The following is a 12,820-nucleotide window of genomic DNA, read 5'->3' as shown; positions in this document are numbered from 1 at the left end:
GGCGGGCCCGTTGACAGGCGCCCGGTCGGGGGCACGGCCTGCCGATCGGCGCGTTGCGCCGATCGGCCCGGCCTCTGCGCAGGGGCGGACACGGAGCAAGGCATCCGCTCCGAACCCACCGGACCGCCCGATAGAGCAGTGGGCCTCAGGGGAGCTCCACGCCCCACTCCTTGAGGGCCTCCTCGGGCGTCGGCGCGGGGTACCCGGGGTCGCGGGTGGCGCGCCCGGGGGTGCGGCCGAAGCGCGGCGCGGGTCCGGGGAAGGTGGTGCCGTCCTTGCGCACGACGGTGCCGCGCGCCGCGATGTGCGGGTGGTCGGCGGCCTCGGCCATCGACAGCACCGGCTGCACGCAGGCGTCCTCGGTGCCGAAGACCTCCGCCCACTCGTCGCGGGTCCGGGTGGCCAGCACGGCGGCGAACCGCTCGCGCAGCTCCGGCCAGCGCTCCTTGTCCCACTGGTCGGGCAGGTCGGCGCCGGCGAGCCCGGTCCCCTCGAGGAAGGCCGCGTAGAACTGCGGCTCGATGCAGGCCACCGAGACGTGCCGCCCGTCGGCGCAGGTGTACACGTCGTACCAGGGCGCCCCGGTGTCGAGGAAGTTGTCGCCGCGCTCGTCGGTCCACCCGCCGCGCTCGCGCTGCTCGTAGATCATCGACATCAGGAAGGCGCTGCCGTCGACCATCGCGGCGTCCACCGTCTGCCCGCGGCCCGAGACCGACCGCTCGACCAGCGCCGCCAGGATGCCGGTGACCACCAGCATCGTCCCGCCCCCGAAGTCGCCGACCAGGTTGAGCGGGGGGACGGGGGCCCCGCCCCGGCGGCCGATGCTGTGCAGGGCGCCGTTGAGCGATATGTAGTTCATGTCGTGGCCGGCGACGGAGGCCAGCGGGCCGTCCTGGCCCCATCCGGTCATCCGGGCGTAGACCAGCCGCGGGTTGAGGGCGGCGCAGTCCTCGGGGCCCAGCCCCCGCCGCTCCATGACGCCGGGTCGGAACCCCTCCAGCAGCACGTCGGCCGCCCCGGCCAGGCGGCGCGCGGTCCGCAGGCCCTCCTCGGTCTTCAGGTCGGCGCCGACCACCGGGCGGCCGTGGTCGAGGTGGCCGGGGACCCCGGCCGCCGCGGCCTGCGCCGCCTGGGGGCGGTCCAGCCGGATCACGCTCGCGCCCAGGTCGGCCAGGAGCATGGCGGCCAGCGGGCCGGGGCCGATGCCCGCGAACTCCAGCACCCGCACGCCCTTCAGGGGTCCCATCGATCGACCTCCGCTCGGAATCGAACCTCGTTCGGTTTCCTATTGTGCCGGTCGCGCGGCGGCGGGCGGCGCACGGGGCGCGCACGGCAGGCCTCCGAGGGGGCGGGGGAGGGCGGGGAGGAAACGGGCATCCCCTCGTCAAAGGGATTCGGCGCGCCGCGGAATTCGGTCGATGAATGTGCTCGGAAAGTGTGCGGTGATAATGTCCGGGTGTCGGCGCGGCCGCCGACATTCCCGCGGAGCCCGGGCCCGGGCGCCCCCGCGACGAGCGCGTTCGCGCACGTCACCACCTGCGGCCCGCGCCGTTCGGAATCGCGCGCCGTGAATGCGCGAATTCCCCGCTACCGCATTCTTTGTCCATTTTCCTGTCACAGGTCGGAGGATCGGAAGAACCGTGCGCAATCCACCACCACGAGCGGGGCACCGGAGCCGCGGCGGCCGGCGCCGGACCCGCGGGGGCGCGGCCCCCCTCTCCCCGCCCGCCCTGCCCCCGCTGGCCGTCGTTCCCCCCTTCGCCGCGCGGGTGCCGAGCTGGGCCCTGGCCGTGGCCGCCGGCGTGCTGGCGCTGCTGCTCGCCGGCGGGGGCACCGCCTACGCCGTGGACCGGCGGGTGCTGCTGGACGTGGACGGCGGCCGGCGCGTCGTGCACACTTACGCCGACACCGTGGAGGAGGTCCTGGACGCGGCCGGGGTGCGGCTGCGGGAGGGCGACGCGGTGGCGCCCGGTCTCGGCGAGGAGGTCGCCCGGGGCGGCGCCGTCGTGGTGCGCTCGGCCCGTGAGCTGACCGTGGCCATCGACGGAGGGGAGCCCGAGACGCACAGGGTGGCCGCGCTGACGGTCGGCCAGGCGCTGGACCAGATCGGGCTGTCAGGGGAGCCGCTGGAGCTGTCCGAGAAGCGCTCGGCGCCCATCCCCGAGGAGGGGCTGGAGGTCACCGGCGAGCGGGCGCGCGGGGTCGTGGTCCTGCGCGACCGCGTGCGCCGGGAGGTCGCCACCACCGCCGCGACGGTCGGGCAGGTGCTGGCCGAGAACGGGATCGAGGTCGGTGAGCACGACATCGTCGTGCCCGAGGTGGACGAGCCCGCCGAGGAGGGGGCGGTGGTCCGGGTCACCGAGGCGCTGGCCGGGCCGCGGACCGACGAGGTCGCGATCGAGGCCGAGACCCAGGAGCGGGAGACCGACGAGCTGGAGAAGGGCGAGGAGCGCGTCGTCCGGGAGCCCGAGGACGGGGTGAAGCGGGTGACCGTGCTGCCGGTCCTCAAGGAGGGCCGGGAGAGCGAGCACGTCCTGGAGGAAGAGGTCGTGGAGGAGCCGGTCGACGGGATCGTGGAGGTCGGCACGGCGGAGCCCGGCGGGCAGGAGCAGGCCGCACCGGCCGAGGCGGGCGGGGAGGCGGGCGGCCTGAACTGGCCGGCGCTGGCCCAGTGCGAATCGGGAGGGGACCCGTCGGCGGTGAACTCGGCGGGCGGGTACTACGGGCTGTACCAGTTCTCCCAGCCGACCTGGGAGGCGGCGGGCGGCTCGGGCTCCCCGGCCGCGGCCCCGCCGGGCGAGCAGACCATGCGGGCGCAGCGCCTCTACGACATGGTCGGCGGGAACTGGCAGGGCCAGTGGCCCGAATGCGGCCGCCACCTGTTCGACTGAGGCGCCGCCGAGGCGCGGAGGCCCCGGGGCGCCCCACGGGCGCACGCGGCGTGCCGGACGTGCGGTGACGGAGCCGGTGACGGCGTGGGCGACGGGCCGGGACGGGCGTCGTAGGGCGCTCCCCGGGAGGCGCACCTCCCGCACGTCCGACCCGGGGTGCCTCCGCCGCCTGGCAAAATGTCGGAGTGACCGACTCTGGAAGCTCCGACAGCGCCCGCCTGCTCACCCCCGCCGACGTGCGGCGGCTCGCCCACCGGTTCGGTGTGCGGCCCACCAAGTCCCTGGGGCAGAACTTCGTGATCGACGGCGGGACCGTGCGCCGCATCGTCCGGGTGTCCGGGGTCGGGGCCGGGGACACCGTGCTGGAGGTGGGGCCCGGGCTGGGGTCGCTCACCCTCGCCCTGCTGCCGCACGTCGCCGGGGTGACCGCGGTCGAGGTCGACCCGGTCCTGGCCGAGGCCCTTCCGGGGACCGTCGCCGAGCACGCGCCCGACCTGGCCGACCGGCTGCGGGTGGTGGCCGCCGACGCGATGCGCGTCGCCGAGCTGCCCGGCCCGGCGCCGACCGCGCTGGTGGCCAACCTGCCCTACAACGTGGCGGTCCCGGTGGTGCTGTACCTGCTGGAGCTGCTGCCCTCGCTGCGCCGCGGCCTGGTGATGGTCCAGGCCGAGGTCGCCGACCGGCTGGCGGCCGAACCGGGGAGCCGCACCTACGGGGTGCCCTCGGCCAAGGCGGCCTGGTACGCCGACGTGCGCCGTGCCGGCGCGGTGGGGCGCAACGTGTTCTGGCCGGCGCCGAACGTCGACTCGGGCCTGGTGGCGCTGGAGCGCCGGGACGCGCCGGTGGCCGACGCGGACCGCCGCGAGGTGTTCGCCGTCATCGACGCGGCGTTCGCCCAGCGCCGCAAGACCCTGCGTGCGGCCCTGTCCTCCTGGGCGGGCTCGGCGGCCCGGGCCGAAGAGGCCCTGCGGGCCGCCGGCGTCGACCCCACGGCGCGGGGAGAGGCTCTCGGCATCGAGGACTTCGCCAGGATCGCCCGCCACACCCCGCACAAGTCGGACTGAGCGCGCCCTCCTGCCGCCGTCGCGCCTTGGTCGCGTCCGCCGCTCCAGGCCCCCGGGGCCTTCGTGCCCCACAGAATGGGCGCCTTCGACGGCTCGGGGCCGTGTCGGACCCCCGGTGGGGCTCGGGTGCGGCCGGGCCGGGAAACGCGTTTAGGGTTGCGGGCATGCGCCTTCCCGACGACCAGGACATCCGTGCCCTCCATGAGAAGTACGCGCCCACCCTTGAGGCGTTCGAGTCGGTCTACACCCACTGCACGATCGTCAGGGACATCGCGGACCAGCTCCTCGCCCGGGGCGGGAACGGCCTGGACGCCGAAATGGTGCGGGCGGGAAGCCTCCTCCACGACATCGGCGTCTATCTCCTCTACACCCCCTCCGGGGAGCTCGACCATGAGCGCTACGTGAGCCACGGACACCTGGGCCACCGTCTCCTGGCCGAGGAGGGGTTCCCCGAAGAGCTGTGCAGGTTCTGCTCCCACCACACGGGGGTCGGCATCGGCTGCGACGACATCCGTTCCCAAGGCCTGCCGATGCCCCTCGGCGACTACTTCGCCGAGTCGGCGGAGGAGGAGCTGGTCATGTACGCCGACAAGTTCCACAGCAAGAGCGCACCGCCGTCCTTCGTCTCCGCCGAGACCTTCACCCGCTCCGTCGGGCGCTTCGGCGCGGACAAGGCGGCCCGCTTCATGGAGATGCGCGACCGCTTCGGGGAACCGGACCTGGCGCCCCTCATGGCGTCCTACGGGCACGCGCTCCGCTAGACGTGCTGTTCCGGGGCGTCGGTATCGGCCGGCACGCCCGCGGGCGCGGTGGCGGGCGTCCATGGCCGGGCCCCGGCCCTTCATATCGGTGATGTGCTCGGGCGGCCCGCGGCGCCGCGGGCCGCGGCGAACGGAAGGCTCAGCACTGAGGCTTTCGGAAGCCGCATGGGAAAAGCGTCCGGAGACCGGTTGGGATCCGGTGAGCATTCGCCCCCTCACCGGCGGCCTGCCCGTCGGAGGACCGAGGCAGCCGGACACCGCACCGCTCCGGCGGACGCGATCGTCGACGGAGGCGTACCACGGTGCCACGGCCTGCGATGGGGCCGGGGCGCGTCGGTCATCGAAAGTGGTGATTCCACCACGGTCGATGCGTGCCGGTGAGCCGTCGGCCGTCCCGACGGGCCGAGCGCGCCCCCGGTGGCCGGGGGCGGCTCTCCCGCAGAGGGCGGGGGTCAGCCCCTCTCGGTGAACTCCTCGACGGGGAGGTCGGCCGCGGGGGCGCGGTCGTCGGCGGTCAGCTCCAGCACGCCGTCGTGGACCGGTCCGGGGTCGCGGACGATGAAGACCAGGTCGCCGCCGACGCTCTCACCCGGGGCCACCGGTTCCCACAAGGGGGCCTCGGCCTCCAGGTCGGACGGGCGCTCGGCGGTGATGTCGCCCATGCCCGGCGCGCCCAGGNGTCGTGCCCCAGCCGCAGCGGCTCGTCGCCGCCGTTGTGCAGCTCGACCTCGAAGACGCAGTAGGCGCCGTTCTCGACCTGCAGGCGCCCGTCGAGCCGGTCGGTGCAGTCGTACTCCCCGGCGGTGAACACCGAGTCGCCGTTGCCGGCCGCGCCCGGGGCACCCGGGTCGGGGAGGTCCTGCGCCCCCTCGTCCTGCCGGTCCTCCCGCTCCTGGCCGCCGTCGTCGCCCTGCTCCTCCTGCGCGGAGGCGGCGTCGGCGTCGTCGCGGCCCGAGTTCCACGGCAGCGGCAGCCCGGAGCCGCTGAGCAGCGTCAGCACCACGACCAGCAGTACCGCCAGCACCACCGCGACCGCGGCGGTCACCGCCACCCACTTCATCCGGTTCCGGGCCGGCTGCAGCGGGCGGTGCGGCGGTGGCGGTGCCGGGGGCACGTAGGGCTGGGCCTGCTGCTCCTGCGGGGGCAGCGGGATCGGACCGGTCTGCTGCGGGCCGGGAGGCCCGTGCGGCCCTTGCGGGGGCGGCGGACCCTGCCGGGCGAACTGGCCGGTCTGCCCCGTCGGCGCCTGCTGGGCCACGCCCGCCGGACGCTGGACCGGCTGGCTGGTGTGCGGCCCCTGCGGGGGCGGCGGCGGGCCCTGCGGGCCCTGCAGCCCCTGTGGGCCCTGTTGCGGTCCGCCCGGGTGCGGCCCGGGCGGGCCCGCCGGGGGGCCGCCCGGCGGCGGGTAGGGGCCGGGCCCCGGCGGCGGCCCCTGCGGGGGCGGGCCGGGGTGCGCCATGCCGCCGTTGGTCATGTTCGGGTTGGGGCCCGGGCCCAGGGGCGGCAGCGGCGGCCCCGGGGGCATCGGCGGCAGGTTGGGCCGCCACGACTGGTGCAGGGCGTGGCTGACCATGTCGTTGGGGTCGTTGGTGCCGGCGCCGCCGGTGTCCTCGCCCCCGGCCAGCTCCAGCAGTAGGTCCTGCGCCTTGGGGCGGCGCTCGGGCTCCTTGGCCAGCGCGCGGGCCACCAGGCGGTCCAGAGGGCTGTCGAGGTCGCCGATCTGCGGCTCGGCGAAGAGCACCCGCTTGCCGAGGGTCATGGCGTCGCCGTTGCCGAAGGGGTGCGTCCCGTTCCCCGCGAAGGCGACCAGGCACCCCCAGGCGAAGATGTCGGCGGCGGTGGTCACCTTCTCTTCGAGCAGCTGCTCGGGGGCCATCCAACCGGGACTGCCCATGACGATGCCGGTCTGGGTGTGGTTGGTGGAGGTGTTGATCGCCCGCGCGATGCCGAAGTCGATCACCCGCGGCCCCGACAGGGAGAGCAGCACGTTGGCGGGCTTGAGGTCGCGGTGGACCAGCCCGGCCCGGTGGATGGCGGCCAGGGCGGCGGCCACCCCGAGGGCGAAGCCGTGCAGGGTGCTGGAGTCCAGCGGGCCGTGCTGGGAGATGTGCTCGGCCAGGGCGGTCCCCGAGATGTACTCGGTGACCATGTAGGGCCGGTTCTCGAAGGTCCCGTGGTCCAGGATCTTGGCCGTGCAGAAGGAGGCGACCCGCCGGGCGTTCTCCATCTCGTCGTGGAAGCGGGCCCGGGTGGCCTCGTCGAAGGCCAGCTCCGGCCGGATCACCTTGATCGCGACTTGGGCACCCTTCTCAGGGGCGCGGCCCAGGTAGACCGTGCCCATTCCTCCGCTGCCCAGCCGTCCGGCCAGCACATAGGGACCGATGGTCGCCGGATCTCCGGCGGCCAGCGGTTCCAGGTCCTTTGGGAGCCCATCCGACGGCAAGCGACCCTCCCCGACGGTGTCCACACTCCGTCCGGCCCCAAGGTAGCGGGGATCTCGGCCCTATACCCACCCGCGCAGGCCAGAGCGGCCCGGAGCCGATCACTCCGAGTGACCTGTGCGCATGGGGTCGTGAGGCACCGCCCCGTGTTCCGGGGCGCGTGCGGGGCGATCTGGGCCCCGCTTCGGCGTCCGGGCTCACTGGCAGGGGGGTTCCTTTATGATCTAGGGCTCATGACCGCTGATACCGCCGTGACCGTAAGGGCGCCCGCGAAGGTCAACCTGCAGCTGGCGGTGGGACCGGTACGCGAGGATGGATACCACGATCTCGTGAACGTCTTCCACGCTGTCTCACTGTTCGACGAGGTTACCGTCCGATGGGCCCGGCCCGACCCGGCAGGGGCCGCTCCCGGCCGGATCCGCGTGCGCGCGGCCGCCGAAGGCCTGGACGCGCACCTGGCCGAGGTGCCGCTCGACGGGACCAACCTGGCGGCCCGGGCGGCCCGCCTGGTGGCCCGGGAGGCCGGCCTGGACGAGGAGCGGTCGCGCGTGGACATCCGGATCGACAAGGCGATCCCGGTGGCGGGCGGTATGGCCGGGGGCAGCGCCGACGCGGCGGCCGCCCTGCTCGCCTGCGACGCGCTGTTCGGCGCCGGGCTGGACGCGGAGGCGCTCCGCCGCCTCGCCGCCGACCTGGGCAGCGACGTCCCGTTCCCGCTGCTGGGCAGGACCGCGGTGGGCACCGGGCGCGGCGAGGTGCTGGAGCCCTTGGCGGCTCCGGGGCGCTTCCACTGGGTGTTCGCGCTGTCCGCGCGCGGCCTGTCCACCCCGGCGGTGTTCGCCGAGTACGACCGGCTCCGCCCGGACGCGCCTGAGCCCCGCGGAGACGACGCTCTGGTGCAGGCCCTGGGCGACGGCGACCCCGCGGCCCTCGCCGGGGCCCTCAGCAACGATCTGGAGCGGGCGGCCCTGTCCCTGCGCCCGGACCTGGACCGCACCGTTCGGGCGGGGCGCGACGCGGGAGCGCTCGCGGGCATCGTCTCGGGCTCCGGGCCCACGTGCGCGTTCCTGGCCGCCGACGCGCACGCGGCGGAGGAGGTGGCCCGGTCCCTGGAGGAGTCCGGCGCCTGTGAGCGCGCCCTGACCGCCCACGGCGACGTCCCGGGGGCACGGATCGTCGAGGGCGCCGAGAAGGATGCGGAGGGCGCACCGGCGGGCCGCTGACGGCCTGCGCGGTACCCGTCCCGGAGGCGTCGGAGGCACCGCCTGGTCTTCGCGTAGCGCGCGGCCGACGGTGTCCGCTGCGCCGACCTGGCGTAGTGCCGGCGGGCTTCCGGGGGCGGTAGCGGCAGACCGGCCGTGCATGCCCACTGCCGCGCCCGGCGGTCCCCGGGAAACCCGCATCACCGATCAAGGCGCGGCAAGGCCTGCGACGAACGCGACCGGTGGAGCGGTGTGGATTCCGTCCGCCGGGTGCGCCGCCGCGGGCGGTCACGCCCGCGGGAACACACCGACTCCAGCGGACACGTCCCTCGGAACGCCCTACCGCGGTCCCACGGGTCAGAGTCCGCCCTCCCGGGCGGGCTTGAGCCCCGGGGCCCCTGGCCCCTGAGACGCCAGCACGTCGTCGTGGTTGTTCAGGTGGCAGTCCTTCAGGGACAGGCAGCCGCACCCGATGCACGACGTCAGGCGGTCCCTGAGGCGCTGCAGCGCGTCGATCCGGGCGTCCAGCTCGGTCCGCCACTCCTCGGAGAGCCGCGTCCAGTCGCCCACGGTCGGGGTGCGGCTGTCGGGCAGGGTGCTCAGCGCCTCCTGGATCTGCGACAGCGACAGCCCCACCCGCTGCGCCGTGGAGATGAACGCCAGGCGCCGCAGCGTGTTGCGGTGGTAGCGGCGCTGGTTGCCCGATGTCCTCTCCGACTGGATCAGGCCCCGCTCCTCGTAGAAGCGGAGCGTGGTGCGGGCGATCCCGCTGCGCTCGGAGACCTGGCCGATGGTGAGCCTGACCGGCAAGTGAGCCATGTCACATCCCTGTGTGCGTCGACGGCGGTCGCGGACGGTTGACCTCAAGTTAACTCGAGCTTACAGACTGAGCGCCATGACGACGACAGCACTCAGCCGGTACGCCGACCTCCCCGCGCTGGTCGGCCTCATGACCGGGGACGAGAAGCACCGCGCGGCCGCCGAGTCCACGCTGGACGTGCTCTGGGTCCTCTACGACCGCGTCCTGCGCGTCTCGCCGGAGACCGCCGACCACCCCGACCGCGACCGCTTCCTGCTCTCCAAGGGGCACGGCCCCGCCGCCTACTACGCCGTCCTCGCCGCGAAGGGCTTCCTGAGCGTGGCCGACCTGCGCGCCTGGACCGCCTACGACTCCCCGCTGGGCCACCACCCCGACCGGGTCCTGGTCCCCGGCGCCGAGATCGGCAGCGGCTCGCTCGGCCACGGCCTGGGCCTGGGCGTCGGCACCGCCCTCGGGCTGCGCGCCCGGGGCCGCACCGGGCCCCGCGTGGTGGTCCTGGTCGGCGACGCCGAGCTCGACGAGGGCAGCAACCACGAGGCCATCGCCGCCGCCGCGCGGCTGGGCCTGGGCGCGGTCACCGCCGTCGTGATCGACAACCGGTCGGCCAGCCACGGCTGGCCCGGCGGCATCGCCGCCCGGTTCGAGCAGGAGGGCTGGTCCGCGCAGACCGTGTGGGGCCGCGACCACGACGCCCTGGAGGCCGCCTTCGCGGTCCGCGACCCCCGTACCCCGCACGCCGTGATCGCCCGCGTCCAGCCCAAGGAGTGAGGAACATGACCGCCACCGTCGAGACCGCCCGCACCGATACCCGTACCTCCGGGCGCGCCGCCCGGCCCGGGGCCGTCGTCCCGCAGCCGATGCGCGACGCCTTCGCCCGGGCCGTCGACGAGGCCATGGACACCGACCCGCGGATCGCCGTGGTCCTGGCCGACATCTCCACCGACCGCTTCGCCGGGGCGGCGGCCCGCCACCCCGGGCGGGTCGTCAACGTCGGCATCCGCGAACAGCTCCAGATCGGCGTCGCCGGCGGGCTGGCCCTGACCGGCGCGCGCCCGGTCGTGCACACCTTCTCCTCGTTCCTCGTGGAGCGCCCCTTCGAACAGGTCAAACTCGACCTGGGGCACCAGGGGGCCGGCGCCGTGCTGGCCGGTATCGGCGCCTCCTACGACTACGCCGGGGCCGGGCGCACCCACATGGCCCCGGGCGACGTCGCGCTGCTGGACACGCTGCCCGGCTGGACCGTGCACGTGCCCGGCCACGCTGAGGAGGCCGACCGCCTGGTGCGCGCCTCCCTGCCCGGCGACGACCGCGTCTACGTCCGCCTCAGCGAGTACGGGAACGCGGCCCCCGGGCCGGCCGGCTCCGGGCTGGTCCCGGTGCGCACCGGATCGCCCCGCTCGGCCGGGGTCGTGGTCGCGGTCGGGCCGATGCTGGACCGGGTCCTGGCCGCCACAGAGGGGCTGGACGTGACCGTCGCCTACACCGCCACCCCGCGCCCCTTCGACCGCGCCGGGCTGAACCGGCTGGTCGCCGCCGCCGGCGGCGCGGACGTCCTGCTGGTCGAGCCCTACCTGGCGGGGACCTCCGCGCACGAGGTCGCCGCGGCCCTGGAGGACCGGCGCCACCGCCAGCGCGCGCTCGGCGTCTCCCGCGAGGCCGAACTGCGCAAGTACGGGAGCCCGGCCGACCACGACCGCGCCCACGGCCTGGACGTGGAGGGCATCGCGCGCTCCGCCCGCGACTTCTTCCTGCTCTGAAGGGCCCGCGGCGGTGCGGAACGGGACGGGCGCCGACCCGCGATCGGAGGGGCCGGCGCCCGAGGTGTGTCATTCCACTGGGGCGGAGCCCACAGAATGGGAAGACGATGAACCTCGTCAATCTTCAGGAAGTCTCGCTCGCCTTCGGCCCGCTCGTCCTGCTGGACGGTGTCTCGCTCGGGATCGACGAGGGCGACCGGATCGGCGTCGTCGGCCGCAACGGCGGCGGCAAGTCGACCCTGGTCTCCGTCCTCGCCCAGTCCACCGAGCCCGACTCCGGCCGCGTGATCCACAACCGCGGGCTCCGGGTGGGCTTCCTGCACCAGCGCGACAGCTTTCCCGATACCACCGTCGGCGCCTTCGTCCTGGGCGACCGCGCCGAACACGAGTGGGCCGGCGATCCGCGCGTCCGCGACGTGCTGCGCGGCCTGCTCGGCGGGTGGGACCTGGGTGCCGGGATGTCCACCCTGTCCGGCGGCGAGCGCCGCCGTGCCGCCCTGGCCCGCCTGCTCACCGCCGAGCACGACCTGATCGTGCTGGACGAGCCCACCAACCACCTCGACATCGAGGGCATCGCCTGGCTGGCCGACCACCTCAACGCGCGCAAGGAGGCCCTGGTGGTGGTCACCCACGACCGGTGGTTCCTCGACGCGGTGACCAACCGCACCTGGGAGGTGGTGGACGGCCGGGTCGAGCGCTACGAGGGCGGGTACGCCGCCTACGTGCTGGCCAAGGCCGAGCGCGAGCGACTGGCCGCCGCGGCCGAGGAGCGCCGGCAGAACCTGATGCGCAAGGAGCTGGCCTGGCTGCGGCGCGGTCCCCAGGCGCGCTCCTCCAAGCCCAAGTTCCGGGTGGACGCCGCCAACGCGCTCATCGCCGACGTCCCCCCGCTGCGCAACACGGTGGAACTGGTCACCTTCGCCAGCGCGCGGCTGGGCAAGACCGTCATCGACCTGGAGAACGTGCGCCTGGAGGCCGGGGAGCACACCCTTCTGGAGGACCTGACCTGGCAGCTGGGCCCGGGCGACCGGATCGGGCTGGTCGGGGTGAACGGCGCCGGCAAGTCCAGCCTGCTGCGCCTGCTGGCCGACGAGCGCGCGGCCGACGCCGGCCGGGTGCGCCGCGGCCGCACGGTCAAGCTCGCCCACCTGTCGCAGAACCTGGCCGAGCTGGACCCCGCGACGCGCCCGCTGGAGGCGGTCAACGAGGTCCGCCAGTTCGTGACCATCGGCAAGCGCGAGTACACGGCCGGGCAGATGCTGGAGCGCTTCGGTTTCCGGGGCGACCGCCAGTGGACGCCCATCGGCGACCTGTCCGGCGGTGAGCGGCGCCGCCTCCAGCTGCTGTGCCTGCTCATGGACGAGCCCAACGTACTGCTGCTGGACGAGCCCACCAACGACCTCGACATCGAGACCCTGAACGAGCTCGAGGACCTCCTCGACGGCTGGCCCGGCTCGCTGGTGGTGGTCAGCCACGACCGCTACTTCCTGGAGCGCGTCACCGACCGCACGCTGGCCTTGATGGGCGACCGGTCGCTCGCCTTCCTGCCAGGGGGCGTGGACGAGTACCTGTCCCGGCGCGCGAACCAGGAGGGGAGCGACGCGGTCCCCGGCGTCGCCGCGTCCGAGGGCAAGGGTGCTTCGGAGTCCCGGGAGGGGGCGCCGACGCTCTCGGCGGCCGAGCAGCGCGCGGTGCACAAGGAGATGCAGCGCCTGGAGCGCCGCATGGACCGGATCGGCACGCGTGAGGAGGAGCTGCACGCCCTCATGGCCGAGGCGGCCGAGGACTACACCCGACTGGCCGAACTCGACGCCGAGCTCAAGACCCTCCAGGCCGAGAAGGAGGACCTGGAGGAGCGCTGGCTCGCCGAGGCCGAGCGGATCG

At 74.9% G+C, this 12,820-nt stretch carries 9 protein-coding genes and 1 pseudogene; 7 read left to right on the top strand and 3 right to left on the bottom strand.

Annotated features, from left to right (window positions below; all coding sequences use genetic code 11):
• Window positions 1-145 precede the first annotated feature (145 nt).
• Window positions 146-1,246: a CaiB/BaiF CoA transferase family protein gene (locus tag D450_RS0121525; protein WP_017540715.1), complete on the bottom strand. Its 1,101-nt coding sequence runs from the start codon at window positions 1,244-1,246 to the stop codon at window positions 146-148.
• Between the two features lie 394 nt (window positions 1,247-1,640).
• Here D450_RS0121525 and D450_RS0121520 point away from each other — a divergent pair, with 394 nt between their 5' ends.
• The 3 genes from D450_RS0121520 (at window position 1,641) to D450_RS0121510 (ending at window position 4,716) form a co-directional block, all read left to right on the top strand.
• A complete protein-coding gene (locus tag D450_RS0121520; protein ID WP_449289478.1) occupies window positions 1,641-2,891 on the top strand; it encodes a ubiquitin-like domain-containing protein in 1,251 nt (416 codons plus the stop codon).
• 185 nt (window positions 2,892-3,076) lie between these two features.
• The gene (gene rsmA / locus D450_RS0121515; RefSeq protein ID WP_017540713.1) at window positions 3,077-3,955 is read left to right on the top strand and encodes a 16S rRNA (adenine(1518)-N(6)/adenine(1519)-N(6))-dimethyltransferase RsmA; all 879 of its coding nucleotides are present in this window, start codon (window positions 3,077-3,079) and stop codon (window positions 3,953-3,955) included.
• 164 nt (window positions 3,956-4,119) lie between these two features.
• Window positions 4,120-4,716: an HDIG domain-containing metalloprotein gene (locus D450_RS0121510; protein ID WP_017540712.1), complete on the top strand. Its 597-nt coding sequence runs from the start codon at window positions 4,120-4,122 to the stop codon at window positions 4,714-4,716.
• Between the two features lie 452 nt (window positions 4,717-5,168).
• On the opposite strand, the pseudogene D450_RS35280 reads toward D450_RS0121510, so the two are convergent.
• Window positions 5,169-7,159, bottom strand: a pseudogene (locus tag D450_RS35280) (serine/threonine-protein kinase).
• A gap of 231 nt (window positions 7,160-7,390) precedes the next feature.
• Between D450_RS35280 and D450_RS0121500 the strand changes: the two are divergent.
• Entirely contained in the window at window positions 7,391-8,380 is a 990-nt protein-coding gene (locus D450_RS0121500) for a 4-(cytidine 5'-diphospho)-2-C-methyl-D-erythritol kinase (RefSeq protein ID WP_083932735.1), read from the top strand.
• Between the two features lie 336 nt (window positions 8,381-8,716).
• On the opposite strand, the gene soxR is transcribed toward D450_RS0121500, so the two are convergent.
• The gene (gene soxR, locus D450_RS0121495; RefSeq protein ID WP_026128691.1) at window positions 8,717-9,178 is read right to left on the bottom strand and encodes a redox-sensitive transcriptional activator SoxR; all 462 of its coding nucleotides are present in this window, start codon (window positions 9,176-9,178) and stop codon (window positions 8,717-8,719) included.
• 76 nt (window positions 9,179-9,254) lie between these two features.
• On the opposite strand from soxR, the gene D450_RS0121490 reads away from it, so the two are divergent.
• The 3 genes from D450_RS0121490 to D450_RS0121480 all read left to right on the top strand — a co-directional run.
• Entirely contained in the window at window positions 9,255-9,947 is a 693-nt protein-coding gene (locus D450_RS0121490) for a hypothetical protein (RefSeq protein WP_017540709.1), read from the top strand.
• 89 nt (window positions 9,948-10,036) lie between these two features.
• A complete protein-coding gene (locus D450_RS0121485; RefSeq protein ID WP_026128690.1) occupies window positions 10,037-10,936 on the top strand; it encodes a transketolase family protein in 900 nt (299 codons plus the stop codon).
• Window positions 10,937-11,043: 107 nt separating this feature from the next.
• The coding region (locus D450_RS0121480; RefSeq protein WP_017540707.1) for an ABC-F family ATP-binding cassette domain-containing protein at window positions 11,044-12,820 on the top strand (1,777 nt) is incomplete at its 3' end.

Origin of the sequence: Nocardiopsis halophila DSM 44494 (assembly GCF_000341245.1) — a bacterium.
GTDB lineage: Bacteria > Actinomycetota > Actinomycetes > Streptosporangiales > Streptosporangiaceae > Nocardiopsis_A > Nocardiopsis_A halophila.
The sequence above is the reverse complement of the archived record's forward strand: the minus strand, read 5'-3'. Positions and strand labels throughout refer to the sequence as shown.

Bases quoted from the DNA above. Each gene is read 5' to 3' on its own strand.
- D450_RS0121525 (WP_017540715.1), bottom strand. From the start codon at position 1,246: ATGGGACCCCTGAAGGGCGTGCGGGTGCTGGAGTTCGCGGGCATCGGC.
- D450_RS0121510 (WP_017540712.1), top strand. From the start codon at position 4,120: ATGCGCCTTCCCGACGACCAGGACATCCGTGCCCTCCATGAGAAGTAC.
- D450_RS0121500 (WP_083932735.1), top strand. From the start codon at position 7,391: ATGACCGCTGATACCGCCGTGACCGTAAGGGCGCCCGCGAAGGTCAAC.
- soxR (WP_026128691.1), bottom strand. From the start codon at position 9,178: ATGGCTCACTTGCCGGTCAGGCTCACCATCGGCCAGGTCTCCGAGCGC.
- D450_RS0121490 (WP_017540709.1), top strand. From the start codon at position 9,255: ATGACGACGACAGCACTCAGCCGGTACGCCGACCTCCCCGCGCTGGTC.
- D450_RS0121485 (WP_026128690.1), top strand. From the start codon at position 10,037: ATGCGCGACGCCTTCGCCCGGGCCGTCGACGAGGCCATGGACACCGAC.